The sequence below is a fragment of the Brevundimonas sp. AVps4 genome (genome assembly GCF_058681525.1).
In genome coordinates this window covers 1,778,332-1,800,467 of sequence record NZ_CM178741.1, presented here as the reverse complement: position 1 = coordinate 1,800,467, position 22,136 = coordinate 1,778,332, and the positions used below count along the sequence as shown (strand labels likewise).

Here is a 22,136-nt window from a genome sequence, read left to right as displayed (position 1 = left end):
AGCGAGCCATCAGCGCTTCAGCAGCGGGGCCAGCTTCTGGGCGATCATCATGTCGCCGGCGATCTTCAGCTTGCCCTGCATGAAGGCCATCATCGGGTCCAGCTTGCCTTCCGACAGGGCCATGAAGTCGTCCCACTTGATCGAGACGGTGGCGTCGGCGGGCTTGTCTTCATTGGTGACGGTGTTCGGCACGGAGGCGCCGTCGATGAAGATCTTGCCCTCGTCGCCGAGGTCGAGCTTCACGGTCTTGCCGAGGCCGGAGTTGTCGCCGACGGCGGCGCGGATGTGTTCGGTGACTTGGGCGAGATCAGGCATTGGGGGCGTCTCCCTTGGACGTTGAGGCTCCTGCCGTAGCCCGCATCGCGCGGGGCGCCAAGATCACGTCGGGTAAAGCTCTCGTCACTTGTCCGGTGAAGAGCCCGAATAGAGACTGGCCAGACCAAGGGCGGCCATGAAGAAGACGAAGGCCGCGACGATGGCGGCGACGAAGGGGACGGCGTCATGGGGCATGGGAAATCTCCTCAGCCCCACCCTCGCGCCGCCTCCGCCGCCTCGCCTTGATCCGGATCAAACCTGCAGAATCGGGCCGTCAGGCTTCGGGATCGCCGTCGCGGAACCGCCATTTCATCACCAAAACCCAGGACGCCATGACCAGGGCGCAGGAATTGGCCAAGGTGACGGGCCAGGCCTGGGTCATCACCCCATAGACCACCCACAAGGCGAAACAGGTCACGGTCAGGGAATAGGTCCTCAGACTGACGGAGGAGGCGTCCCTCTCCTTCCAGATCTTGAGCGCCTGGGGTGCGAAACTGGTGACGGAACAGACCGCTGCGGCCGAGCCGACGATATTGGCGATCAGGTCGCTCATTCGGGGAGGATCGGCTTTGTCATGAAGGCCCAACAGCGGACCGCCGATCAAGGTTCCTGATGGATGGGCGCGAGCAGAGGCGCGACGGCGCGCGTGGCGTTCAACGAGGCGGGAAAGGCCGGCGCGACCCGCTGCGGTCCCAACTGTTCAAAGGCGTAGCCGAGCGCGAGCACCCGCGCGTCCTGCCACTGGCCGCCGATGAAGCTGAGCCCCACCGGAAGCCCGCCCACCTGCCCCATGGGCACGGTCAGATGGGGATAGCCCGCCACAGCCGGCAGCGTCGAGGCCGAGCCCAGATAGTGGTCGCCGTTGACGACGTCGGTCATCCAGGCCGGGCCGGTCGTGGGCGCGATCAGGACGTCGACGTCCTTGTCCTTCAGCAGCCGATCGATCCCTTCCGCCCCGGCCAGACGCAGCGAGGTCTCGCGCGCCGCCACATAGGCGGGGTCGGACAGGCCCCCGGTCGCCTCGGCGGCCTCGAACAGGTCCTGGTCGAACAGGGCCAGCTCGCGCGGGGTCGCGCGGTTAAAGGCGATGACGTCCGCCAGAGTGCGGGTCTTGACCTGGGCCCGATCGGTGGTGGCGAGATAGGCGTTCAGATCCGCCTTCAACTCCGTCAGCAGGACGGTGAATTCCGCGCCGCCGACAGCGTCCATATCCGGTCCGTCCTTGATCTCGATCAGGACGGCGCCCGCCTGGCGCAACCGCTCCAGATTGGCTTCAAAGACGGCGTCCGTGCCGTCGGAATAGCCGGTGAGGAACCGAGCGACGCCGATGCGAACCCCGCGGAGACTGGCCGCCTCCAGAGCCGCCGCATAGTCGGTCTTGCGGGCGTCAGCCTCAGCCGTCGCCGGATCGGCGGGGTCGGAACCGGCGATGACATTGAGCACCAGGGCCGCGTCCCTGACCGTGCGGGTCATCGGCCCGGCCGTATCCTGGCTGTGGCTGATCGGCACGATCCCCGTGCGCGACACCAGGCCCACAGTGGGCTTGAACCCGACCAGACCGTTCATCGCCGCCGGACAGGTGATCGACCCGTCCGTCTCGGTGCCTATGGCCACGATGGCGAAACCCGCCGCCACCGCCGCGCCCGATCCCGAGGACGAGCCGCAGGTGTTGCGGTCGCGGGCGTAGGGGTTTCGGGTCAGGCCGCCCACGGCGCTCCAGCCGCTGATGGAGTGGGACGAGCGGATATTGGCCCACTCCGACAGATTGGACTTGCCGATCAGCACCGCCCCCGCCGCGCGCAGCCGGGCCGTGATCGGCGCGTCGCGGTCCGGCTGGTTCGCGGCCAGGGCCAGGGAGCCCGCCGTGGTCGGCATGCCGCGCGCCTCGACATTGTCCTTGATGACCAGGGGCACGCCGTCCAGCGGCAGGGCCTGTCCGGCGAGGCGGCGGGCGTCGGAGGCGCGGGCGTCCTCGAGCGCATCGGGGTTGATCGCGATCAGGCTGTTGATCGCGGGACCGGGCTCGCCGAACCGGCCTTCGACGTCATAGGTGCGAATCTGGCTGAGGAAGAAGCGCGCCATCTCCTCCCAGGAGCCGTAAGGCGTACGCTCGCGCTGAACCCAGGCGATGTCGGCGTTCGGCGGCGGCGGCGGCGGGGGCGGCGGCGTCTGCGCCGAGGCGAACGGCGGCACGACGCCGACCAGGACCACGGCGAACACGCCGGCCAAAAGCTTGGTCTTCAACATGTTCGCCCCGTTCCTGATTAAGCCGTCAGTCCGTCTTTTCGGCTCGCTTTCCGATCGTGCGATCCAGGAAGTCGAGATAGGTCCGCCATTGCTGAAGCTGCCTCGGCTCGCCGCGGACGCCGTGTCTCTGGCCGGGATAGAGCATCATCTCGAACGGCGTGCTCTTGGCCTGGAGGGCGTCGATCACGCGGGTGGCGTTGCCGAAGATGACATTGTCGTCGGCCATGCCGTGCAGGATCAGAAGACGACCCGTCAGGTCGTCCAGGCGCGGCAGGACGTCGGTGGCCGCGTAGCCGTCCGGATTGTCCTGGGGCGTGGACATGTAGCGTTCGGTGTAATGGGTGTCGTACAGGCTCCACTCGGTCGGGGCGGCGCCGGCAAGCGCCGAGGCCAGTCCGGCGTCCGGATCGGTCAGGGTCAGCAGGCTGAGGAAACCGCCGAAGCTCCAGCCCATGACCGCGATATGGTCGCCATCGACATAAGGCAGGGTTTTCAGCCATTTGGCGGCCAAAGCCTGATCCTCGACCGCAGGGATGCCCAGGCGGCGATAGATGCTGGTCTCAAACGCCTGGGACCGGTCGCCCTCGCCGCGGTTGTCCACGCGGAAGACGATATAGCCGGCCTCGGTCAGCAGCTGGTTGGTCAGGGGCTGCCAGCTCTTCTGCACGCCTGCGCCGGTGCCCGGACCGCCATAGACCTGCATCACCACCGGGTACTTCTTCGACGGATCGAAGTCGGGCGGGGTGGTCATGCGCCAGACCAGGGTTTCCCCATGACTCTGCATCGTGCCGAACTCGGGCGCCCGCAGACGCGAGACGTAGGGCGCGAAGGGGTGATCGGCGTCGAGCCGGTTTTCCTCGATCCAGCGGATCCGCGTGCCGTCGATCCGGTACAGGGCCGACTGGGGCGGGGTGGCGGGATCGGAATAGTTGCCGACATAGGCGGTCGCCGGCCCGTTGACCGAGACGTTCCACCAGCCGCCGGCGGGGGTCACCGCCACCGGATCGACCGTGCGGTTCAGGCTGGCGCGGAACATCTGCTGTTCGATGGGCAGTTCCTTGCCGTCGCGCATCGAGGCGGTGAAATAGACCTCGCCGGTCTGTTCGTTTACCCCGTCCAGATGTTTGACCGGATAGTCGCCGTGCGTGATCGCCCGCAGCTGACGCCCGTTACGGTCGTACAGATACAGGTGGCGCCAGCCGCTGTCCTCGTTCGACCAGATGAAGCGGCCATCCGGCAGGACGTGGAAGTCGTTGTTCAGATCGACCCAGGCCTCGGCCTTCTGGCTGAGGATGACCCGCGATGCGCCGGTGGCCGGATCGACGCTGAGCAGGTCGAGCGTCTTCTGGTCGCGCGACTGACGCTGGACATACAGGGTCTTGCCGTCATGCGACCAGTCGACCCGCGCCAGATAGATGTCGGTATTGGCGCCCAGATCCACCTTGACCCGCGCGCCGCTCTGAAGATCGCGGACATAGAGTTCGACCAAGGCGTTGGGGCGGCCGGCGCGGGGATAGCGCTGCTCGACCATGGTCGCGCCGCCGCCGGTGATCTCGAACCGGGGCACGACGTCCACCGGGCTTTCGTCCACGCGGGTCAGGGCGATGTAGCGTTCGTCGGGGCTCCACCAGTAGCCGGTGTCGCGATCCATCTCCTCCTGGGCGATGAACTCGGCCGTGGCCCAGGTGATCAGACCGGCGCCGTCGTCGGTGATCGGCGTCTCCTTGCCCGTGGCCAGATCATAGATGACCAGGTTCTGGTCGCGGACCCAGGAGACATAGTTGCCCTTTGGCGAGACCTTGGCGTCGATCTCGTCGGCGGGGGTCTCGGTCAGGCGGCGCACCTTGCCGTCGGCGCGGCTGGCCAGGAAGATGTCGCCCTCCAGCGGCGCCAGGATGTAGCGGCCCTGCTGGTCCCAGGCGTATTCGACCACGCCGCGCGCGCTGATCCGCATCCGCTCGCGCCGGGCCTTTTCGGCCTCGGACAGTTCGCCTGCATCGGGAACCAGGGCGCGGGCGTCGATCAGCTTGTAGGGTTCGCCCTCGCCCGTGGGGGCCGCCCACAGGTCCTGGACGTCCACATTGTCCTCACGCGAGCGCAGGAAGGCCACCAGCTGGCCGTCGGGCGACAGGCTGACCCCCTTGGCCACCGGGCCGTTCAGGCTGGGGCTGGAGAAGACGCGCTCGGGCGTCAAAATGTTGGAGGGGGTCTCCTGGGCGACCGCTGAACCGGCCGAGAGGAGGATGGTCGAGGCGAGAAGAAGGGTGCGCATGGTCGGCGACGCTAGCGACGCTTCTGCAAGCCGTCACTAGGAAAAGTGGTCGCCGCCCGGAGCGCTTTTTCTTCCCTGCGACCGGTTCTCAGACTAGAGAGGCCGCACCATGACCGACGCCGCCCTCTCCCCCGCCCCTGTGAAAGCCAGTCCGTTCAACGAGCTTGAGGTCCTGTGGGTTCGCCACTGGACCGACAGCCTGTTCAGCTTCGGCGTGAAACGGCCCGAGGACTTCCGCTTCCGTTCGGGCGAGTTCGTGATGATCGGCCTGCCCGGCGAAGACGGCGGAAAGCCGATCCTGCGCGCCTATTCCATCGCCAGCCCCTGCTGGGCCGAGGAGCTGGAGTTCTTCTCGATCAAGGTCGCCGACGGCCCCCTGACCTCGCGCCTGCAGAAGATCGTGGCCGGGGACACCGTGCTGATGGGCAAGAAGCCGACCGGCACCCTGGTGCTGGACGCCCTGACCGGCGGCGAGCGGCTGTTCCTGATCGGCACCGGCACGGGTCTGGCGCCCTGGCTGAGCGTGGCGCGCGATCCGGAGACCTATTCCCGCTTCGGCCATGTCTATGTGATCCATACGGTGCGCAACGTCGCCGACTTGGCTTACCGCGACTTCTTCACCCGCGAGGTCCACGACGACCCGCTGATCGGCGAGGAGGCCAGGGCGCAGCTGACCTATTATCCCACGGTCACGCGCGAGGAATTCCAGACGCCCGGCCGGATCACCGACCGGATCAAGTCGGGCGACTTCTTCCGCGACCTGGGCCTGCCCGAAGGCTTCGATCCGGCCAAGGACCGGGTCATGCTGTGCGGCTCCATGGCCATGATCAAGGAGGCCGGCGAACTGCTGGAGACCTACGGCCTGAAGGAAGGCTCGAACGCGGAACCGGCCGACTATGTGCTGGAGCGGGCCTTCGTCGGCTGACGACTTGGCTTGGGCGGTCGGACCGGCTAACCCGACCGCCATGCACCACCCTGCCCTTGTCGCCGTCGATCCTCGCGTCGATCCCGCCGAATGCCAGTCCATGGCCGAGGTCCGCCAGGGCGTCGACGCCCTGGACCGCGCCCTGGTCGCCCTGCTGGCCGAACGCCAGCGCTATATGGAGGCGGCCGCCCGCATCAAGCCCGACCGCGACGCCGTCTTCGACCAGGCCCGGATCGACGACGTGGTGGCCAAGGTGCTGACGGCCGCGCAAGCGCACCACCTGTCGCCCGAGATCGCCGAACCGGTCTGGCGGCTGCTGATCGACCGGTGCATCGCGCACGAGTTCGCGGTCTACGACCGGACTCGAAGCTAGGCCTTAAGCCCCCGCAGCATCAGCTCGTGGCGATAGGCCGCGACGTCGGCCAGCGCGGCGTCCAGGGCGTCGCGCACCCGCTCCAGCGCCGGCGCCGCCAGGGCCTGTTCGACCGTTTCCGCCTGGGCGCAGATCGCCGCCAGGTCGCCGGCGCCGATCCCTGCGGCCGCGCCCCGGATGGTGTGGACTCCGTCGCGCCAACCGTCGGCCCTGGGATTCAGAAGCACAGACCAGAGGGCGGCCTGTTCGACGAACAGGCACAGCACCTCTTCCGAAATCGCCGCGTCGCCGCCGGTCATGCCCTCCAGCACGCTGAAGTCGACGGCGCCGGTCAGGTCGCGACGGGCCATCAGGCGGCCTCTTCCTCGCCCTTGGCCAGACGGGAGTTCCGAGACGACCAGGCCAGATAGATGAGGACGCCGACCCCGTTCCAGACGACGAAGCCGATCTGGGTCACCGGCTTCAGGCTAAGGAAGAAGACCACGCAGCCGATCACGGTGACGGCGCCGACCAGGGGCCACAGGGGCGCCTTGAACACCCGCCGGCGGCCCGGCTCGCGAATCCGCAGCACGATCAGGCAGACGCCCACGGCGCAGAAGGCGGCCAGAGTGCCGGCGTTGGCCAAGGAAGCCAGTTCGTCCAGCGGCAACAGCCCGGCCAGGATCGCCACCACCACAGCCGTAAAGACCGTCACCACCGCCGGAACGCCGCGCGCCGAGACCTTGGCCAGCCGACGCGGCAACAGGCCGTCGCGCGCCATGCCCAGGAAGATGCGGCTCTGGCCGAACAGGAAGGCCAGCAGCACGGTCGGAAGCGCGATCACCGCCGCCGCCGCGATCCACTGGGCCGCCGTGCCCTGCCCCATTTGGCGCAGGATCAGGGCCAGGGGCTCGGGGCTGTCGGCGAAGTCGGAGACTGGCCGGGCGCCGATGGCGGCGGCGGCGACCACCAGATACAGGGCCGTGCAGACCAGCATGGAGCCGATGATGCCGATGGCCAGGTCCCGCTCAGGCTTCTTGGTCTCCTCCGCCGCCGTGGAGATGGCGTCGAAGCCGTAGAAGGCGAAGAAGATGATGGCCGCCGCCGCCATGACCCCCGTCTGGACGAAGGGGGCGCCGAAGCCGTTGGGCATGAAGGGGGTGAAGTTCTCGGGCTTGAAGGCCGGCAGGGCGATGGCGACGAAGACGACCAAGGCGGCGATCTTGATGACCACCAGGACCGCGTTCAGGGTTGCGCTCTCCTTGGTGCCCAGCAGCAGCAGGCCGGTCACCACCCCGATGATGGCGACGGCCGGCAGGTTGATGATTCCCCCGGCGTGCGGCCCCGCCGTCAGGACCGCCGGCAGATCGACACCCAGGCCGGTCAAAAACCCAACCGCATAGCCCGACCAGCCCACCGCCACGGCCGAGACCACCAGCGAATATTCCAGGATCAGGCTCCAACCGACGACCCAGGCGATCATCTCGCCCAGAACGGCGTAGGAATAGGTGTAGGCGCTGCCCGCCGTCGGCATCATGGTCGACAGTTCGGCATAGGCCAGGGCGGCGCAGACGCAGACCAGGCCCGCCAGGCCAAAGCTGATCAATACCGCCGGCCCCGCCAGACCCGCCCCGACCCCGATCAGGGTCAGAATGCCGGTGCCGACGATGGCGCCCACGCCCAGGGCCAGCAGATGCGGCCAGCTGAGCGTCGGTTTCAGCCGCGGCCCGTCGTGCGGCGCCGTCATGACATCGATCGAACGACGCCGGTTCCAAAAGGCCATGATGCTCACTCCCCCACCGTCTTTGCGGCTGATTCGGCCGAGACCATGCCCGTCAAAGAAAGTTTGCGAAAGCGCTTGCCAAGCCCGGAACGGGTGGGTAGTAGGAGCGCCCTTCGGCGAGGCGCTCGTCTTCGCCGAAGTCGCGACGATCGGTGTGGGTGATTAGCTCAGTCGGTAGAGCAGCTGACTCTTAATCAGCGGGTCGTAGGTTCGAACCCTACATCACCCACCATCGTTTCTCAATAAAAACAATAACTTACCAGCGGGCAACCAAGCCGGCGCTGGCCGCGCGCGCTGACCGTGTAACGGATTTGTAGCTTGTCCCGACGCCCTTACCGCGTCGGTCTCCGCTGGTCCCGATCAGGCAGCTTGCACTTATCGCAGAGTCGCAGACCGGCCACGTCCTCGGAGAAGAACGGTGCCTGGCAGGACATGCACCTGCGCCAGCCGACATAGCGAACCACACGAGGCGGGTCGCAGTCAGCGTCGAGGATGGGTTCGCGCCTCGCCCCTTCATCCCACGCCCACGGCGCTGGCTCGATGAAGCCTCGCGCTCCCCACCCCTGCCTGCGCGGGGGCATAGCGGGCTTCGGCGTCAGCCAAGGCGGGTCCGCGCTCATACCGGCGGCAGCGCCATCCACCGCCTGAGGCTGGCAAGGAGCACCGGTGTGTCCTGCGGATCGTAGCGCCCCTCGGCAAGCCCGGCTTCCGCGTCCGCCTCAAACGCCGCCAAGCCCTCTTCCCCGCCCATCATGGCGAGGACTGGCGGCACCTTCGACACCTCGAGCTTGGCGACCCGGTTCAGCAGGGCGCGCACTGTGGCCATGTCAGTCGCTCTTGAGACGGCCCAGCGCGGCGCTTAGCTCCGGCCCCACGCGCAGGGCATGGGCGAACTGGGCGTCGGCTATGGCGCGCTCGGTCAGAGTCACCTCAAAGTGCCGCTCCACCAGCTTTTCGCTCTGACTGGCGGGTAGTCCATATTTGACGATGCAGTCGTCCTTGTCGGTCATGCGGATAGCTCCCCCATGCTGATGAGCAGGTCGTAGGCTTCACGCCGCACCGCCCCATCGTCGCAGTTCCGAAGGATTTCCCGGCATGTGGTCACCACAAGCTCGCGGTCCTGCGCGGCACCCTCCTGTGACAGGCTGGCGGCCAGTTCGGCGGCGTCCATGTTCATGAAGCCCATCAACTCACCGATGGTCAGGGGCAGCACCTTGACCGGGCGCTTCGCCTCCGACGCGAACGCTTGCGCGTGGGCAAGAACGCGCTCGTATTGAGCGGCGGGGTGAATGCTGACGCGGCGCCCCTCCACGAAGATGGCGACCACATGGTCGCGCGGCAGCGGCTCGGCGCTGACAACCCTGTGCGGATTGAGCCAAGTGTTCATGAGCGTTCCTCTTTGGCTTCAAGCGCGGCAAGGCGCGCCTCCAACTCTTCGGTCGCCCGGATCGCTGACAGCGCGCCAACGGCGTCGATGATCTGCTTGCCAATGTCAGCGGGGACCGCACCCGAGGCGATGCCGTCCAGCACCATCTCAACCTGACGGGCAATGGGCGCGGTGGCGTCAAACTCGAACGCGACTGGCTGCGCCTGACTACGGAGCGAGGGCAGCACACGGCCAAGGATCAGCGAGGCAGCGGCAGAGTCACCCTCCAGCGCCTTCGCCGTCATCACCTCAACAATGCCCTGCACGTCGTCCAGCATCTGCTGCGCCACGCGCACGCGCTTATCGACGATGCCCCGCGGACGACCTGACTTATTGGGAGAGGGCATCCCCGGATACCAGTTGGGATTGCCGACCTTCTTCGGCGCGGCGTCTGGCTTCCAGCCATCCATCCAGTCGGGCTTCTCAGCATGGGCGGGTGTGGTCGTCATGTGCCGCTTCCCATTGATCGGATCACTGCCGGATCAAGCTTCGCGCAGAACGAAAGCCTTCTCAGCCTTCGACTTGGCGGCACGGAGGGCGGCGACCTTGTGCGGACTCGCCCCGATAGCCTTGGTCAGCTCAGAGTGGACCAGACCGCCCCGATTGAGGATTAGGTCGCGCGCACCGCTCATGGCCTTGAGCCTCTGCGCCAGCGCCGGGCTGTTCCGCTCATGCCACGCGCGAAGGAAGATGGACGCCATATTGGCGTCGAGGCCCGACAGATAGCTCGGAGCGCCAAGCAGGCTCGACACCGTGGTCTCATCACCCTCGGCAATCGCCTTCTGGATGAAGGAGATGCGTTCACCGTTCGGCATCGCCTTCACGAACGACCGGATTTCAGCAGCCACGCTGACAGCAGCTTTGGCGGTCACCGGCGCAGCCAACTCGCCCTCGATGAAAGCGATGCCCTTATCCAGCGCCGCCTTAGCCCCATCCATCGACCGCGCAATCCGCGCGAACACCTTGTCCGCAAACTCCTGAGTGAGGCGCCCCCTTCCTGATCCCTCGTTTTGAGTGAGAGTCCGTTTCATCAAGGAGACGGACGTGAAGAAGAGCAGGTTCAACGAAGCGCAGATCATAGGCGTGCTGCGCGAGCAGGAGGCCGGAAGCCCGACGGCGGAGGTATGCCGAAGGCACGGGATCAGCGAGCAGACCTTCTATCGGTGGAAGGCGAAGTACAGCGGCATGAGCGTGTCGGACGCCACGAAGCTGAAGGCGCTGGAAGACGAGAACCGGCGGCTGAAGAAGCTGCTGGCGGAGTCGATGCTGGACGTGTCGGCGCTGAAGGATCTTCTGGGAAAAAACTGATCGGGCCTGCAGCGCGCAGAGCGGCCGTGCTTCGTCTGATGGCGGAGCGCGGCTTCTCCCAGAAGCGCGCCTGCGGGCTGGTTCAGATCGATCCGAAGACGGTGCGTCGCGAGCCTGAACAGGGCGATGTGGAGGTGCGCGAGCGCCTGCGCAGCCTGGCGGCTGAGCGCCGCCGGTTCGGCTACCGGCGCTTGGGCATTCTGTTGCAACGGGAGGGCCTCAGCATGAACAAGAAGCGGCTGTTCCGGCTCTATCGGGAGGAAGGCTTGGCGGTGCGACGGCGACGGGGCCGCAAGCGGGCCACCGGAACCCGTGCGCCCATGGCCCTGCCGGACGGCCCAAACCAGCGCTGGTCGCTGGACTTCGTGGCCGACAGTCTGTCGTGGGGCCGACGCTTCCGCATCCTGTGCATCGTGGACGACTTCACGCGCGAGGCCCTGGCTCTGGTGGTCGACACCTCGATCGGCGGCTCACGCATGGCGCGCGAGTTGGACCGGCTGATCGCCCGACGCGGGCGTCCGGCCATGATCGTCAGCGACAACGGGACCGAGATGACCAGCCGGGCCATCCTGGAATGGACCAACCGCACCGGCGTGGCCTGGCATTACATCGCGCCGGGCAAGCCGCAGCAGAATGGCTTCGTCGAAAGCTTCAACGGCAGGCTCCGCGACGAGTGTCTGAACGAGGAGGTCTTCGCCACCCTGGCCGAGGCCCGCGCCGTCATCGAGCGCTGGCGCATCGACTACAACCACGTCAGGCCGCACTCGGCGCACGGGGGACTGACCCCGGAGGCGGTGCGCCTGAACCCCGCGGCCGTTCGGCTGCGCAACTTGATCAGCTCCGCCGCACGGCCGCTCCCGTCGGCGAAGCAGATCGGCTATCAACCCCCTGGACTCTCATAATGATCGAGGGACCAGAGGGGGGCGCCTCAGGATCATCGCCAGTTCACGAACTCGCTCGGCAACGCGGGCCGTCTTGGCGGCCGATCGTTCTCGCTGGGGAGAACGAGCGCGATGCAGAGTATCTCGCGCATCAAATCGAGCGGCGAGAGATAGGGCTGAAGGGTCCGTGTCAGATCCAGCAACCGCAGAGCCGTCTCGCGTTCCTCGTTCGTCGCCGCCAAATCCTCGAAGATCGCCTCCAGCTCCTCCCATGTGACGGGCGGCAGATGACATCCCGAGTGCGGCATCCAAGCCTCCTTTCCGACCGTCATCAGAGACGGCGTCGGGAGCGGTGGGCAGGGGGAATGACGCCCCTACGGAATCGTCCCGTAGAGGTTCGAAATAGAGGCGCGCCGCTTGCCGGCGGCTGCTGACGCCCAGTTTGCGACAGGCGTTCTCGATATGCTTGTCTATGGTCTTGGCGGAGCGGCCCAATTCGAGCGCGATTTCCTTCGACTGAAGACCGTCGCGCACACGGCGCAGACAGGCCGCCTCCATAGGCGTCAGGCGCTGGGCGACGTTCACCGATGTCGTCGTCTCGGACACCTTAGCCGACAACCGCCTGAACCATCGTCACTAAATCGTCTCGCCCCAACTGCGGAGAGGCGTGGTCGATGTTTGTTGTTTGGTCGGCCATGGTTCACTCGTCTGCCGCCCGACAATGCCGTCAACCCTCCTTCAGCGCAACGCCTCAGCTTACCCAGGTCAGTCTTCAGCGCGACCCGGCGCCGGCTGCGGCGTCAGCTGGTGGGAGGCGGCCCCTTTGCCGCCGCGCCCGGCGTGATCTCGGCGAACGACTCCGCCTGGGAGACCGGCGGCAGGGCGTCAGCCTTCTGCAATCCGTCATCGACGACCTGGCGAATGGCGATGATCCGCTCGCCCGCCTTCATCAGAGGCGCGGCCGCGTCGGCCGCCTGGACATCGGTCTTGGACGGAACGCGCACGGTTCGCGTCACCCCGCCTTGCTCCAGGTCTATCTGGTAAAACTTCATCGTCATCGTGCGGCTCCTTGTTCCTAAGGAAAGGCCAGCCGCTGCGGCGGGTTCCGCGGCCGGATCACGGGGACGTCCATGCCCCGCTCGGTTCAGACACGGCGGCCGGATGATCCAATGAAAGAAACGCGCGCCCCTCGACCCCCGTATCCGAGGCTGGGCGGCGTTCGCCCTACCTCCTTGCCGGGCGGTCCGGTCCGAACGGGAAAAAGAAGCGCACAAGGCGCGGTGATCGCCGCCCTTGCTTAACCCATGTGAATGCCTTGGCCTTACGCGCCGTGCAGGGTGGGTGCATGTATGACGCCGCTTCAGCCCTCGCGGTCTCCTCGCGGGATCCGATTTCGGAAGACCATCGTCCGCAAGGTGTGAGAGATCACCCGGTGCTGCGGCTGATGCCGGACGAGGTCCAGGATCTGGTCCGACAGAAGGGTCAGATGCGGAGCGGCCGCGCCGGGGAAAGCCTGGAAGGGCGTGCGGCGGTGGGCTTTGTGCTGGACGGCGCCTTGGCGGCCTTCGACCGCAAGAACATGGCCTGCGTCGGCCTTCATGGCCGAGGCGCGATGTTCGGTTGGGAAGCCTCGTTGGCCTCCGCCTTCTATCCCGTGCGTTTTCTGCCTCTGATCGACACCCACTGGATCGAGGCGCCGGCCGCCGATCTGTCGGATCTGATGGGGCAGGCCTGGGTCGAACACGTTTTCGCCCGCCATGCCTTGGACCGTCTGTCGCGGGTGCAGGCCGAGGCGGCTTGCAACGCCGTCCACCAGGTGCCCCACCGCACGGCCAATTGGATTCGCCGTCTGTACGAGACTTCCGGCCCTGAACTGCGCACCACCCAGTCCATCCTGGCCCAGGCCATGGGCGTTCAACGCACCAGCGTCAATGCGGCCGTCAAGGCCCTGGAGCGGGACGGCGCGCTGAAGCTGTCGCGGGGTCGGATGATCGTCACCGACCCCGCGCGCCTTCATCGCTTCGCCTGCGGCTGCTGAAGCCTCAGTGCGGCTTCAGGACCACCTTGGTCCATTCGTTCTGGTTTTCCTTGAAGTTCTTGTAGCCCTCGGGGGCCTGTTCCAGCGGCAGACGGTGGCTGATCAGGTCGGTGGTGTCGATCTTGCCGTCCAGCACCAGTTGCAGCAGTTGCGGCAGATAGCGCTGAACATGGGTCTGGCCGGTCTTCAGCGTCAGCCCCTTCTCCATGAAGGCGCCCACAGGCCATTTGTCCGCCACCCCGCCGTAAACGCCTGGGACCGACACCGTTCCGCCCTTGCGCACCGCCATGATGGTTTCTCGCAGTACGTGGGGTCGGTCTGTCCCCAGCCTGGTCTCCTGTTTGATCGCATCGACGATATTGTCTGGCGAGAAGCCGTGGCTTTCCATGCCGACGGCGTCGATGCAGCTGTCGGGGCCCAGGCCGGCCGTCATCTCCATCAGGGCCTCGCGCACCTTGACCTCGTGATAGTTCAGCACCTCCGCGCCATTGGCCTTGGCGAGGGCCAATCGGTTCGGGTGACGGTCGATGGCGATCACCCGGCCGGCGCCCTGAAGGATCGCGCTCTTGATGGCGAACAGACCGACCGGTCCACAGCCCCAGACCGCGACGGTGTCGCCGGGCTGGATCTGGGCGTTCTCCGCCGCCATCCAGCCGGTGGGATAGATGTCTGACAGAAACAAAACACTCTCGTCTTCGATCCCGTCGGGAATCTTGATCGGGCCGTAGTCGGAATAGGGCACGCGCGCATATTCGGCCTGTCCCCCGGCGAAGCCGCCGGTCAGGTGCGAATAGCCGAACAGGCCCGCGACGGAATGGCCGTAGGCGATCTCGGTGGCGTCGGCCTTGTCGGCGGGATTGGAATTGTCGCAGGCGGCCGGCATCGACCGTTCGCAGAAGAAGCACTGGCCGCAGGCGATGACGAAGGGAACAACGACGCGATCGCCCTTCTTCAGGCTGGTGTTGCCTCGGCCGACCTCCACCACCTCCCCCATGAACTCATGTCCCAGGATGTCTCCGTTGGACATGCCGGGGATCATGCTGTCGTAGAGGTGCAGGTCCGAGCCGCAGATGGCGGTCGCCGTGATCTTGATGATGGCGTCCCTGGGATTGACGATCTGGGGGTCAGGGACCGTATCCACCTGGACATTGTGTTTTCCGTGCCATGTGAGGGCGCGCATTGGGGCTCCTTGGTTCGAGGGAAAAGGATCAGAGGTGGCGCGAGGCGCGGGGCGCCGCCTCGGGCGCCTTGGAGGTCGAAACCTCCCCCGTCTCCATCAGCTGTTTGAAGCGGCGAAGCTCGCGCCGGGCCTGAACCCGCGGCTCGCGCTGCATCACCTTGGCGACCACCTTGCCCACCACCCCCGCAGGCGGATCATAGCTGATGAAGACCCGGACCTCCGTGCCGCGGCCGAAGGGGTTGTCCTTGAAATCGACCCAGCCCTCGTGATCGACGTCGGAGCCCTCGGAAGAGGTCCAGGCGATCCGCTCGCCAGGGCGATCCTCGGTGATTTCGCAGACCAGGTCGAAGTCGGCGCCGGCGGGGCCGGCTATGGTCCATTGCGAGCGACGCCCGTCCAGAATTTCGACGGCCTTCACATTCTCCATGAAGCTGGGCAGGTTTCGAAACTCCCGCCAGTAGTCATAGAGTTCCTGCCTCGGCCGGTTGATCAGGGCCGCACGCAGACTTGAAGAGTCATGGTCGCCCTCTTGCCGATCCTCTTCAAGGAAGGCGGTCGATCCGACGTCGGCGTCGGTTGAAACGTCACTATAAGACATGGACTTAGCTCCGATCGGCTGAACGTGGTGAACCGAGCGGCGCCGGCTTCGTTCCGTCGAGTCTTGGACGGAACACAGGGCCCAGGCGTGAGTTGGTCAGGCTGAAAAGCCGGAGTTCATCAATGACCGACGCCCTGGATCAAACCGCTGCAGAAACCGTTCGGCCGCTGGCCGTGGTCACCGGGGCCTCATCGGGCATCGGCTACGCCTTGGCCAAGCTGTTCGCCCAGGACGGCTACGACCTGGTCATCGCCGCCGACACCCCATTGGCTGAGGCGATGCAGGCGCTTGAGGGATTGGGCGCCCATGTCGAGGCCCTTCAGGTCGACCTGGCCTCTGAAGAGGGGGTGCAGTCCTTGAGAGAGCTGATCGGCGAGCGCCCGATCGACGCCCTGGCCGCCAACGCCGGTCACGGGTTGGGCCGGGCCTTTCTGGACCAGCCGTTCGATGAGATCCTTCATGTAATCAACACCAACATCACCGGGACGGTGCGTCTGGTCCATCTGATCGGCAGAACCATGCGGGCGCGCGGCCAAGGCCGCATCCTGTTCACCGGCTCGATCGCCGGCCTGATGCCGGGCAGTTTCCAGGCCGTTTACAATGGTTCGAAGGCCTTCGTGGACAGCTTCTCGCTGGCCCTTCGCAATGAGCTGAAGGACTCAGGGGTGTCGGTCACCGTCCTGATGCCCGGCCCGACCGACACCCGATTCTTCGAGCGCGCCGACATGATGGACACCAAGGTCGCCCAGGGCGACAAGGCGAACCCGGAGGATGTCGCAAAAGCGGGCTATGCGGCGATGAAGCGGGGCGATGGCGACGTGGTGGCGGGTCTCGGCAACAAGGTCCAGGCGGCGATGGCGGCGATCACCCCCCAGACCGTCCTGGCCGAAAGGCACCGCAAGATGGCGGAGCCGGGCTCGGGCGCCTGAGGCTCAAACCGCCTCTTTCCAGAGACGCAGATACTGGGGGTCGAACTCTGCGACGCGGCTCAGACCGTCCCAATCCTTGATAACGGCGCGGCCGTCGCGCACGTCGAGGAGATCGGCCGCCCTCAGCGCCATCAGGGTTCGGTTCACATGAACGGACGACAGGCCCAGAACATCGGCCAGATCATTCTGGTTAAGGGGAAAGTCGAAGCTCCCTTCGGCGGTTCGCCCCACCGGCTCCAGCCGGGTGAATATCTCGCAGAAGAAGTGGGCCATGCGCGCCTGGGCGTCCTGACGTCCCATGCCGACCAGCCAGACCCGGTGGATGGCCGCATCCACCACCGTTTCCAGCCAGAACATTCGCGCCAGATGGGGATCGCGCGAGGCCAGTCGGCGAAGAGCGGAATGGGGGATGGTCGCTAATTCGCAGTCGGAAATGGCCATGACGCCGTTTTCCATCCGCTTCATAACCAGGCTGTGCAGGTCCAGAAAGTCGCCGGGCAGCCCGATCTGGGTGAACTGCCGCCCGCCGTCTCCAACAAAGGCGACCCGTCCGGCGTAACCGGACAGCAGCAGCAGGCTCGAGGTTTGACGCCGCTCCTCGCGCACGATCGTTTCCCCAGCGCTCGCCTGGAGACGCTCGACGGGCAGTCGAAGAATGGCCCGCCTCTGAGCCGGCGACAGATCGTCACGACGTTCGAACTTCTGGACGAGAACGTCCAGCATTGAACAAATTGAGCTAAGCGACATCCAAGCCCCGCCTCTCACGTATAGGCTCCATGAGGAAATACCGCCTGAAAATCGGCGTCGCCGGCATGGAGGAGCGTCTTCAGCTTATGGCTGGGGATGACAACGCGGCCCGATGCGAAGCGTTGCTGGCTGTGGGCGACCTGATCCGCGACCATGCGCTGAAAGGGGTACACCAGACGGCGTTCACGCTCGTCCTGTTCCACGACGCGGGACCGCCGATCTATGAAGTCCGGGTGGCGGCCGGCCCGCCGGACGATCCTCTGCCGCCGCTCGATTAGCGCAGGATCGCCAGGGCGGACAGGGTCGCCAGAACGGCCGCTCCGCCGAGAACGCCCACGAGGCGGAGCCGGCGAAACAGGCTCTCTATGTTCTGAACGAGGGGTGTGGGGTCGAAGGGCGGCAAGCGCGAGAATCCCGGACCGCCAATGTCGGCGTCCCCGCCTCAATGGGCGCCGCGCGGCCGCGTTGCCCCGTGTCGGCAAATGGACAATGACGACCGCAAGGGTTGCGGTCTGTCCGGTTTCCGCCAGAGGCGACGCGGACAAGGCGACGATGGAACGGCCTGACCGGTCGAAGCTTCTTTCCTTACAATCACGGAGAAAGCTCATGAAAATCCTCAACCTCGTCACCCTCCTCCTCGTCATCGTCGGCGGCCTCAACTGGGGTCTGGTCGGCGCCTTCGACTTCGATCTGGTCGCCGCCCTCTTCGGCGACGGCTCGGCCCTGTCCCGCATCGTCTATGTGCTGGTCGGCCTGTCCGCCCTTTGGCAGATCATGCCCTTCCTCGCCGCCTTGAAGACCGATGAGGCCCGAGCGGAAGCCGGCGTGCGCGCGCCCGTCCGCAGCTGATCCACCTTTCAAGGATCTCTGTTCGGGATCATCGAAGGGCCGTCCGTCGGACGGCCCTTCTTCCGTATCGAACCAACCCATGTTGTTTACGACGCATCAGGGTTGTGCGAAGGCATCCTGGATAGAGGAGCCGCGCGTTCGATGGGTTTTTCGCTCACAGAGTTGAAGCAGGGCGCGGGGTACCGGGTCGAACCGACTGAAGAGGGCTTCGCCATCTTGAAGTCTGAACGGGATGACGCCGCCGCCTTCGACCAACTGGTGCGGGAGGTCCTGTCCAGCGCCGGGCGGGAATTCGTGGCCCTGCCCCGCCAGGACGCCGGCGCCGGATACGACGGCGTCTTCATCCTGCCGTTCGACTGAGGTCGAACCTTCCCGGCATTGGCCTTTTGCGAGTCGGTCGGCTAGGCTGCGCCGTATCGATTATGCGGGCCGTGTCGTCACGGTCGGCGCCGCCCTCGGGGCCGCCGCCGCATAGCACCTTTTTTCGACCATTGGGGATATGGGCGACACGACCAACAAGCTGGGGCACAAGATCGGCGCGCGGGGCGGCCGGACCCGTCAGGCCCTGTTGGACGCCACGCGGACGCTGCTCAACGCGCGTCACTACGGCGAGATTCGCGTGGCGGACGTGGCTTCGGCCGCCGGCGTCTCGCCTTCGAATTTCTACACCTATTTCAAGTCGGTCGAGGAACCGGTTCTGGCCCTGTGTGAAGCGGCGGCGGCCGATTTCCAGGGTTTGGCCGCGCATTTCCAGACGGACTGGCCCGGCGACAGGGCCTTCGCCATCGGCCGCGCCTTCATTCTGGACGTGATGGCGGTCTGGCGCGATCATGGGCAGGTTTTGAGGGTCGAGCATATGTTGGCCGACAACGGCGAGGCGGCCTTTGTCGAAAGCCGCGTGCGCCGCCTGCGCCGCCTGCATCTGGCGATCGAACGGCGGGTGGCCCAGGCCCATGCGGCGGGCCTCCATCCCAAGGATTACAATCCCCGACTGGCCTCCTACCAGATCGCCTCCATCGCCGAATCCACCGCCGCCAGCTTCGACCTGCTGCGCCGCGCCGACACGCCCGAGGCCATTCTGGACACGGCGGCGATCATCATCGTCAAACTGACCACCGGGCGCTAAAGCCCCAGCGGCCCGTAAAGCCAGGTCAGCCAGATTCCGACGGCCAGAAAGACGCCGAAGGGCAGTTTGTCCGTCGCGCTGACCGAGCGGCGCACCACCAGCAGGCCGAACACCAGGCTGAGGCCCGCCGCCGAGGCCCAGAGAAGAACGCTGGGCAGGCCGATCCATCCGACCCAGGCCCCGGCGCCCGCAAAGAGGAAGGGATCGCCGCCCCCCAGCCCGTCTCGTCCCCGGACCCGCTTGTACAGCCAGGCGACCAGCCACAGCCCCCCGAACCCGACGATCGCGCCGATCAGATGGGCGATCGCCTGGTCCCATCCCGACAGCGCCGCCGCGATCAGTCCCGTCGCCGCCAGCGGCCAGGTCAGGATGTCGGGAAGCCAGAAGTTCTCGCCGTCGACGATCGCGATCAGCAGCAGCTGCCATCCCAGGATCGCGGTCGCCGCCGTCATCAGGATCGATCCGCCGTTGAGGCCGGCCCAGAGACCCGTCCAGACGCCGATTGCGGCCGCCGCCAGCTCGATCAAAGGATACCGTGGAGAAATGGGCGCGGCGCACCGGGCGCAGCGGGCGCGCAACACGACCCAACTGAACAGGGGGACGAGTTCCCACGGCCTCAGAATCTGGTCGCACCCCATGCACCGCGACCGGGCGAGTACGATGTCCTCGTCACGCGGCAGGCGGACACTCACGGCCGCCAGGAAACTGCCGATGATCAGACCTAGAAGGCCCAGGACGACGGCGGCGAGGACAGGGCTCATCTCTGGGTCCGGACGGTGAAGAACCACCCCCGCTTAGCCGCCTCCGAGGGCCACCGCCACATGATAGGTCACGAAGGACGCCAGATAGGCCAGTCCGAACATGTAGCCGATCATGATCCAGGTCCATTTGGTCGAGTTGGTTTCACGCTTGACCACACCCAGGGTGGCGACGCACTGGGGCGCGAAGATGTACCAGGCCAGGAAGGACAGGGCCGTCGCCAGGGACCACTGGGCCGACAGGGTCGAGGCCAGAAGGCCGGTCGCATTCTCCGCATCGGCGATGGCGTAGGTGGTGCCGAGCGCCGCGACCGCCACTTCACGCGCCGCCATGCCGGGGATCAGGGCGATGACCATCTGCCAGTTGAAGCCGATGGGGGCGAAGATCGGCTCCAGCGCCCGGCCGATCATGCCGGCGAACGAATAGTCGATATCCGGCAGGGTCGCGTTCTCGGGCGGATAGGGGAAGGTCGCCAGAACCCACAGCAGAATGACCAGCGGCAGGATGATCCGGCCGGCGCGATTGATGAAGATCTTGGCGCGAAGCCAAAGGTTGAAGGCGACGCTCTTGGGGTCCGGCAGCCGATAGGTGGGCAGCTCCATCATGAAGGGCTCCACCGCGCCGCGCCAGAACACCTTGCGGATCAGAAGCGACACGAACAGGGCGCTGAGAATCCCGGCGGCGTAGAGGCCGAACATCACCAGTCCCTGCAGATTGACGACGCCCCAGACGGTCCGGCTGGGAATGAAGGCCGCGATGATCAGCGTATAGACGGGGATCCGGGCCGAGCAGGTCATCAGGGGCGCGACCAGGATGGTGGTCAGCCGGTCGCGGCGCGAGTCGATCACCCGCGCGGCCATGATGCCGGGTATGGCGCAGGCGAAACTGCTCAAGAGGGGGATAAAGGCCCGCCCGTGCAGGCCGGCGCCGCCCATGATCTTGTCCATCAAAAAGGCCGCGCGGGCCATATAGCCGAAGTCTTCCAGGGCGATGATGAACAGGAACAGGATCAGGATCTGCGGCAGGAAGACCAGCACGCTGCCGACGCCGGATATGATCCCATCGACGATCAGGCTCTGGATCAGTCCGCCCGCGCCCTGGTCAGGGATGAGGGCCGCCACCAGGCCGCCGATCCAGCCGATTCCGCCCTCGATGCCGTCCATCAGGGGCGCCGCCCAGCTGAAGACGGCCTGGAACATCACAAAGAGGAGGACAAACAGGATCGCCATCCCCGCGACCGGGTGCAGCAGAACCGAGTCGATCTTCCCGGTCAGGGTGTCGGGCCGCTCGGGCGGGCGCACGCAAGCCTTCATGATCCGCTCGGCTTCCCGGGCCGCATGGCGCAGGGCGGCGGAATCCGGGCTGCTCCACCGGTTTTCATCCTCGACCGCCGCCGCCTCGACCTTCGCCTCGACAGCCGCGATCAGGTCTTCGATCCCGCGCTTGCGGGTGGCCACCGTGGTGATGATCGGCACGCCCAGCTCGGCGGACAGGGCCTCCAGGTCGATGCGCAGCCCCTGGCGCTGGGCGATGTCGTACATGTTCAGCGCCAGGACCATGGGCCGGCCGACGGCCCTCAACTCCAGGATCAGGCGCAGAACCAGACGCAGATTGGTGGCGTCGGCGACGCAGACCACCACATCCGGCGGGGTCTCTCCGGCAAGACGGCCAAGGACGGCGTCGCGGGTCACTTCCTCATCGGGGCTGCGGGCCCGCAGCGAGTAGGTGCCCGGCAGGTCCAGCACCGACATCGTCCGGCCGGAGGCGGCTCGGATCAGCCCCTCCTTCCGCTCAACCGTGACGCCGGCGTAGTTGGCGACCTTCTGGTGCGCGCCGGTGAGGGCGTTGAACAAGGCGGTCTTGCCGCTGTTCGGATTGCCGACCAAGGCGACGCGGGCGGTCTTAAGGGCCATGTCCATCAGGCGGCGACCCGGCGGATGATCAGGCTGGCGGCCTCACGCCGACGTAGGGCCACGCGCATGTCGTCCACCTTCAGCGCGATCGGGTCGCGCCCGAACAGGCCTTCGTGCAGCAGCTCGACCTCGGCGCCCTCGACGAAGCCCAGTTCGAGCAGGCGGCGCTCCAACTCGACCTCATGCTCCTTATGGTGACAATGGCCGCCCACCTGGACAATGACGCCGCGGTCGCCGCGTCGGGCTTGGCTCAGCTTTATCGTATCGGTCAAATCTAGGCTCACACGGGCGGGCGACCGCACCAGGGGTCGCGCATCTTCTTTGACAGTGATTATCAGGCGCGCCCCCGGTCCGTCCAGCGGGACACCTTGGCCAATTGCCGCGCCGGACATTTGCAGTAGAGCCCGATCGGCCGAAGAGGAACCGCTGCACGGTTCCGTCCAAACCGATCATGCTCTATGCGCCCTGAACTGCTGCAAAAATCGGAG

The 22,136-nt window shown here is 66.3% G+C and carries 29 protein-coding genes, 1 tRNA gene and 1 pseudogene; 10 read left to right on the top strand and 21 right to left on the bottom strand.

Annotated elements, in window-relative coordinates; genetic code table 11:
- Positions 1 to 9: 9 nt before the first annotated feature.
- The 4 genes from ACW178_RS08930 to ACW178_RS08915 form a co-directional block, all read right to left on the bottom strand.
- Positions 10 to 315 (bottom strand): SCP2 sterol-binding domain-containing protein, encoded by a 306-nt coding sequence (locus tag ACW178_RS08930; protein ID WP_182713812.1) that lies wholly within the window; start codon positions 313 to 315, stop codon positions 10 to 12.
- Positions 316 to 589: 274 nt separating this feature from the next.
- Positions 590 to 868, bottom strand: a complete 279-nt coding sequence (locus ACW178_RS08925) for a SemiSWEET family sugar transporter (protein WP_287105213.1) — start codon at positions 866 to 868, stop codon at positions 590 to 592.
- Between the two features lie 47 nt (positions 869 to 915).
- On the bottom strand, positions 916 to 2,562 hold the full coding sequence (locus tag ACW178_RS08920; RefSeq protein WP_492024477.1) for an amidase: 1,647 nt from the start codon (positions 2,560 to 2,562) through the stop codon (positions 916 to 918).
- Between the two features lie 25 nt (positions 2,563 to 2,587).
- Positions 2,588 to 4,834, bottom strand: a complete 2,247-nt coding sequence (locus ACW178_RS08915; protein ID WP_492024476.1) for a S9 family peptidase — start codon at positions 4,832 to 4,834, stop codon at positions 2,588 to 2,590.
- A 109-nt stretch (positions 4,835 to 4,943) separates the two neighbouring features.
- Here ACW178_RS08915 and ACW178_RS08910 point away from each other — a divergent pair, with 109 nt between their 5' ends.
- Both ACW178_RS08910 and ACW178_RS08905 read left to right on the top strand, forming a co-directional pair.
- The gene (locus tag ACW178_RS08910; protein WP_182713816.1) at positions 4,944 to 5,759 is read left to right on the top strand and encodes a ferredoxin--NADP reductase; all 816 of its coding nucleotides are present in this window, start codon (positions 4,944 to 4,946) and stop codon (positions 5,757 to 5,759) included.
- Between the two features lie 40 nt (positions 5,760 to 5,799).
- Positions 5,800 to 6,132, top strand: a complete 333-nt coding sequence (locus ACW178_RS08905; protein ID WP_152950036.1) for a chorismate mutase — start codon at positions 5,800 to 5,802, stop codon at positions 6,130 to 6,132.
- Here ACW178_RS08905 and ACW178_RS08900 read toward each other — a convergent pair.
- Together ACW178_RS08900 and ACW178_RS08895 are read right to left on the bottom strand one after the other, a co-directional pair.
- Complete coding sequence (locus ACW178_RS08900; RefSeq protein ID WP_287106007.1) at positions 6,129 to 6,482, bottom strand: Hpt domain-containing protein; 354 nt, start codon at positions 6,480 to 6,482, stop codon at positions 6,129 to 6,131. The genes ACW178_RS08905 and ACW178_RS08900 overlap by 4 nt on opposite strands.
- Positions 6,482 to 7,894, bottom strand: a complete 1,413-nt coding sequence (locus tag ACW178_RS08895; protein ID WP_287395962.1) for an amino acid permease — start codon at positions 7,892 to 7,894, stop codon at positions 6,482 to 6,484. Before ACW178_RS08895 ends, ACW178_RS08900 begins: the two co-directional genes overlap by 1 nt.
- Positions 7,895 to 8,050: 156 nt before the next feature.
- On the opposite strand from ACW178_RS08895, the gene ACW178_RS08890 reads away from it, so the two are divergent.
- Positions 8,051 to 8,126 (top strand) — tRNA-Lys (locus tag ACW178_RS08890).
- A gap of 384 nt (positions 8,127 to 8,510) precedes the next feature.
- Here the strand turns inward: ACW178_RS08890 and ACW178_RS08885 are convergent.
- From ACW178_RS08885 to ACW178_RS08865, 5 genes are read right to left on the bottom strand one after another with little or no spacing between them, the layout of a single operon-like run.
- Positions 8,511 to 8,720 carry a hypothetical protein gene (locus ACW178_RS08885; protein WP_492024475.1) on the bottom strand — a complete coding sequence of 70 codons (210 nt, stop codon included), beginning with the start codon at positions 8,718 to 8,720 and terminating at the stop codon, positions 8,511 to 8,513.
- Position 8,721: 1 nt separating this feature from the next.
- The gene (locus ACW178_RS08880) at positions 8,722 to 8,904 is read right to left on the bottom strand and encodes a hypothetical protein (protein WP_492024474.1); all 183 of its coding nucleotides are present in this window, start codon (positions 8,902 to 8,904) and stop codon (positions 8,722 to 8,724) included.
- Positions 8,901 to 9,281, bottom strand: coding sequence for a hypothetical protein (locus tag ACW178_RS08875; RefSeq protein WP_492024473.1), 381 nt, complete (start codon positions 9,279 to 9,281; stop codon positions 8,901 to 8,903). The genes ACW178_RS08880 and ACW178_RS08875 overlap by 4 nt, the downstream gene beginning before the upstream one ends.
- Positions 9,278 to 9,769, bottom strand: a complete 492-nt coding sequence (locus tag ACW178_RS08870) for a hypothetical protein (RefSeq protein WP_492024472.1) — start codon at positions 9,767 to 9,769, stop codon at positions 9,278 to 9,280. Before ACW178_RS08870 ends, ACW178_RS08875 begins: the two co-directional genes overlap by 4 nt.
- Before the next feature lie 33 nt (positions 9,770 to 9,802).
- Positions 9,803 to 10,384: a hypothetical protein gene (locus ACW178_RS08865; RefSeq protein ID WP_492024471.1), complete on the bottom strand. Its 582-nt coding sequence runs from the start codon at positions 10,382 to 10,384 to the stop codon at positions 9,803 to 9,805.
- Here ACW178_RS08865 and ACW178_RS08860 point away from each other — a divergent pair.
- A protein-coding gene (locus ACW178_RS08860) for an IS3 family transposase (RefSeq protein ID WP_191559183.1) occupies positions 10,365 to 11,530 on the top strand; the annotation gives its coding sequence in 2 pieces (ribosomal slippage) (positions 10,365 to 10,623 and positions 10,623 to 11,530; 1,167 coding nt in all). The genes ACW178_RS08865 and ACW178_RS08860 overlap by 20 nt on opposite strands.
- Positions 11,531 to 11,562: 32 nt before the next feature.
- Here the strand turns inward: ACW178_RS08860 and ACW178_RS08855 are convergent.
- The 3 genes and pseudogenes from ACW178_RS08855 to ACW178_RS08845 all read right to left on the bottom strand — a co-directional run bounded on the left by ACW178_RS08855 (position 11,563) and on the right by ACW178_RS08845 (position 12,567).
- Positions 11,563 to 11,817, bottom strand: coding sequence for a hypothetical protein (locus ACW178_RS08855; RefSeq protein WP_054765501.1), 255 nt, complete (start codon positions 11,815 to 11,817; stop codon positions 11,563 to 11,565).
- Between the two features lie 157 nt (positions 11,818 to 11,974).
- A pseudogene (locus ACW178_RS08850) lies at positions 11,975 to 12,067 on the bottom strand (hypothetical protein); the annotation flags it as partial.
- Positions 12,068 to 12,309: 242 nt separating this feature from the next.
- Positions 12,310 to 12,567 (bottom strand): hypothetical protein, encoded by a 258-nt coding sequence (locus ACW178_RS08845; protein ID WP_224762172.1) that lies wholly within the window; start codon positions 12,565 to 12,567, stop codon positions 12,310 to 12,312.
- 374 nt (positions 12,568 to 12,941) lie between these two features.
- Here ACW178_RS08845 and ACW178_RS08840 point away from each other — a divergent pair, with 374 nt between their 5' ends.
- Complete coding sequence (locus ACW178_RS08840; RefSeq protein ID WP_492024470.1) at positions 12,942 to 13,547, top strand: Crp/Fnr family transcriptional regulator; 606 nt, start codon at positions 12,942 to 12,944, stop codon at positions 13,545 to 13,547.
- A 4-nt stretch (positions 13,548 to 13,551) separates the two neighbouring features.
- Here the strand turns inward: ACW178_RS08840 and ACW178_RS08835 are convergent, their stop codons facing one another.
- The gene (locus ACW178_RS08835) at positions 13,552 to 14,727 is read right to left on the bottom strand and encodes a zinc-dependent alcohol dehydrogenase (protein ID WP_054765499.1); all 1,176 of its coding nucleotides are present in this window, start codon (positions 14,725 to 14,727) and stop codon (positions 13,552 to 13,554) included.
- Positions 14,728 to 14,755: 28 nt separating this feature from the next.
- Positions 14,756 to 15,325, bottom strand: coding sequence for an SRPBCC family protein (locus ACW178_RS08830; RefSeq protein ID WP_054765498.1), 570 nt, complete (start codon positions 15,323 to 15,325; stop codon positions 14,756 to 14,758).
- A 122-nt stretch (positions 15,326 to 15,447) separates the two neighbouring features.
- Here ACW178_RS08830 and ACW178_RS08825 point away from each other — a divergent pair, with 122 nt between their 5' ends.
- Complete coding sequence (locus tag ACW178_RS08825; protein ID WP_054765497.1) at positions 15,448 to 16,254, top strand: SDR family NAD(P)-dependent oxidoreductase; 807 nt, start codon at positions 15,448 to 15,450, stop codon at positions 16,252 to 16,254.
- Between the two features lie 3 nt (positions 16,255 to 16,257).
- Here ACW178_RS08825 and ACW178_RS08820 read toward each other — a convergent pair whose 3' ends face one another.
- Positions 16,258 to 16,977: a Crp/Fnr family transcriptional regulator gene (locus tag ACW178_RS08820; RefSeq protein ID WP_054765496.1), complete on the bottom strand. Its 720-nt coding sequence runs from the start codon at positions 16,975 to 16,977 to the stop codon at positions 16,258 to 16,260.
- 53 nt (positions 16,978 to 17,030) lie between these two features.
- Between ACW178_RS08820 and ACW178_RS08815 the strand changes: the two genes are divergently transcribed.
- The gene (locus ACW178_RS08815; protein WP_054765495.1) at positions 17,031 to 17,279 is read left to right on the top strand and encodes a DUF6894 family protein; all 249 of its coding nucleotides are present in this window, start codon (positions 17,031 to 17,033) and stop codon (positions 17,277 to 17,279) included.
- Here ACW178_RS08815 and ACW178_RS08810 read toward each other — a convergent pair.
- The gene (locus ACW178_RS08810) at positions 17,276 to 17,404 is read right to left on the bottom strand and encodes a hypothetical protein (RefSeq protein ID WP_257720131.1); all 129 of its coding nucleotides are present in this window, start codon (positions 17,402 to 17,404) and stop codon (positions 17,276 to 17,278) included. The two genes, ACW178_RS08815 and ACW178_RS08810, sit on opposite strands and share 4 nt — an antisense overlap.
- Positions 17,405 to 17,607: 203 nt before the next feature.
- Here ACW178_RS08810 and ACW178_RS08805 point away from each other — a divergent pair, with 203 nt between their 5' ends.
- The 3 genes from ACW178_RS08805 to ACW178_RS08795 all read left to right on the top strand — a co-directional run bounded on the left by ACW178_RS08805 (position 17,608) and on the right by ACW178_RS08795 (position 18,976).
- Positions 17,608 to 17,850: a DUF378 domain-containing protein gene (locus ACW178_RS08805; RefSeq protein WP_054765494.1), complete on the top strand. Its 243-nt coding sequence runs from the start codon at positions 17,608 to 17,610 to the stop codon at positions 17,848 to 17,850.
- Between the two features lie 141 nt (positions 17,851 to 17,991).
- Complete coding sequence (locus ACW178_RS08800; protein WP_191555517.1) at positions 17,992 to 18,210, top strand: hypothetical protein; 219 nt, start codon at positions 17,992 to 17,994, stop codon at positions 18,208 to 18,210.
- 139 nt (positions 18,211 to 18,349) lie between these two features.
- Entirely contained in the window at positions 18,350 to 18,976 is a 627-nt protein-coding gene (locus ACW178_RS08795) for a TetR/AcrR family transcriptional regulator (protein ID WP_054765492.1), read from the top strand.
- Here ACW178_RS08795 and ACW178_RS08790 read toward each other — a convergent pair.
- Genes ACW178_RS08790 through ACW178_RS08780 form a run of 3 tightly spaced genes read right to left on the bottom strand, consistent with a single transcriptional unit; the run spans position 18,973 to position 21,920 of the window.
- The gene (locus ACW178_RS08790) at positions 18,973 to 19,737 is read right to left on the bottom strand and encodes a prepilin peptidase (protein ID WP_182713831.1); all 765 of its coding nucleotides are present in this window, start codon (positions 19,735 to 19,737) and stop codon (positions 18,973 to 18,975) included. The two genes, ACW178_RS08795 and ACW178_RS08790, sit on opposite strands and share 4 nt — an antisense overlap.
- A 33-nt stretch (positions 19,738 to 19,770) precedes the next feature.
- Positions 19,771 to 21,654, bottom strand: a complete 1,884-nt coding sequence (gene feoB / locus ACW178_RS08785; protein ID WP_054765490.1) for a ferrous iron transporter B — start codon at positions 21,652 to 21,654, stop codon at positions 19,771 to 19,773.
- Positions 21,654 to 21,920, bottom strand: a complete 267-nt coding sequence (locus ACW178_RS08780; RefSeq protein WP_054766914.1) for a FeoA family protein — start codon at positions 21,918 to 21,920, stop codon at positions 21,654 to 21,656. Before ACW178_RS08780 ends, feoB begins: the two co-directional genes overlap by 1 nt.
- Between the last annotated feature and the right edge of the window lie 216 nt (positions 21,921 to 22,136).

Bases quoted from the DNA above. Each gene is read 5' to 3' on its own strand.
- ACW178_RS08930 (WP_182713812.1), bottom strand. From the start codon at position 315: ATGCCTGATCTCGCCCAAGTCACCGAACACATCCGCGCCGCCGTCGGC.
- ACW178_RS08925 (WP_287105213.1), bottom strand. From the start codon at position 868: ATGAGCGACCTGATCGCCAATATCGTCGGCTCGGCCGCAGCGGTCTGT.
- ACW178_RS08920 (WP_492024477.1), bottom strand. From the start codon at position 2,562: ATGTTGAAGACCAAGCTTTTGGCCGGCGTGTTCGCCGTGGTCCTGGTC.
- ACW178_RS08915 (WP_492024476.1), bottom strand. From the start codon at position 4,834: ATGCGCACCCTTCTTCTCGCCTCGACCATCCTCCTCTCGGCCGGTTCA.
- ACW178_RS08910 (WP_182713816.1), top strand. From the start codon at position 4,944: ATGACCGACGCCGCCCTCTCCCCCGCCCCTGTGAAAGCCAGTCCGTTC.
- ACW178_RS08905 (WP_152950036.1), top strand. From the start codon at position 5,800: ATGCACCACCCTGCCCTTGTCGCCGTCGATCCTCGCGTCGATCCCGCC.
- ACW178_RS08900 (WP_287106007.1), bottom strand. From the start codon at position 6,482: ATGGCCCGTCGCGACCTGACCGGCGCCGTCGACTTCAGCGTGCTGGAG.
- ACW178_RS08895 (WP_287395962.1), bottom strand. From the start codon at position 7,894: ATGGCCTTTTGGAACCGGCGTCGTTCGATCGATGTCATGACGGCGCCG.
- ACW178_RS08885 (WP_492024475.1), bottom strand. From the start codon at position 8,720: ATGGCCACAGTGCGCGCCCTGCTGAACCGGGTCGCCAAGCTCGAGGTG.
- ACW178_RS08880 (WP_492024474.1), bottom strand. From the start codon at position 8,904: ATGACCGACAAGGACGACTGCATCGTCAAATATGGACTACCCGCCAGT.
- ACW178_RS08875 (WP_492024473.1), bottom strand. From the start codon at position 9,281: ATGAACACTTGGCTCAATCCGCACAGGGTTGTCAGCGCCGAGCCGCTG.
- ACW178_RS08870 (WP_492024472.1), bottom strand. From the start codon at position 9,769: ATGACGACCACACCCGCCCATGCTGAGAAGCCCGACTGGATGGATGGC.
- ACW178_RS08855 (WP_054765501.1), bottom strand. From the start codon at position 11,817: ATGCCGCACTCGGGATGTCATCTGCCGCCCGTCACATGGGAGGAGCTG.
- ACW178_RS08845 (WP_224762172.1), bottom strand. From the start codon at position 12,567: ATGACGATGAAGTTTTACCAGATAGACCTGGAGCAAGGCGGGGTGACG.
- ACW178_RS08835 (WP_054765499.1), bottom strand. From the start codon at position 14,727: ATGCGCGCCCTCACATGGCACGGAAAACACAATGTCCAGGTGGATACG.
- ACW178_RS08830 (WP_054765498.1), bottom strand. From the start codon at position 15,325: ATGTCTTATAGTGACGTTTCAACCGACGCCGACGTCGGATCGACCGCC.
- ACW178_RS08825 (WP_054765497.1), top strand. From the start codon at position 15,448: ATGACCGACGCCCTGGATCAAACCGCTGCAGAAACCGTTCGGCCGCTG.
- ACW178_RS08820 (WP_054765496.1), bottom strand. From the start codon at position 16,977: ATGCTGGACGTTCTCGTCCAGAAGTTCGAACGTCGTGACGATCTGTCG.
- ACW178_RS08815 (WP_054765495.1), top strand. From the start codon at position 17,031: ATGAGGAAATACCGCCTGAAAATCGGCGTCGCCGGCATGGAGGAGCGT.
- ACW178_RS08805 (WP_054765494.1), top strand. From the start codon at position 17,608: ATGAAAATCCTCAACCTCGTCACCCTCCTCCTCGTCATCGTCGGCGGC.
- ACW178_RS08800 (WP_191555517.1), top strand. From the start codon at position 17,992: ATGGGTTTTTCGCTCACAGAGTTGAAGCAGGGCGCGGGGTACCGGGTC.
- ACW178_RS08795 (WP_054765492.1), top strand. From the start codon at position 18,350: ATGGGCGACACGACCAACAAGCTGGGGCACAAGATCGGCGCGCGGGGC.
- ACW178_RS08790 (WP_182713831.1), bottom strand. From the start codon at position 19,737: ATGAGCCCTGTCCTCGCCGCCGTCGTCCTGGGCCTTCTAGGTCTGATC.
- feoB (WP_054765490.1), bottom strand. From the start codon at position 21,654: ATGGACATGGCCCTTAAGACCGCCCGCGTCGCCTTGGTCGGCAATCCG.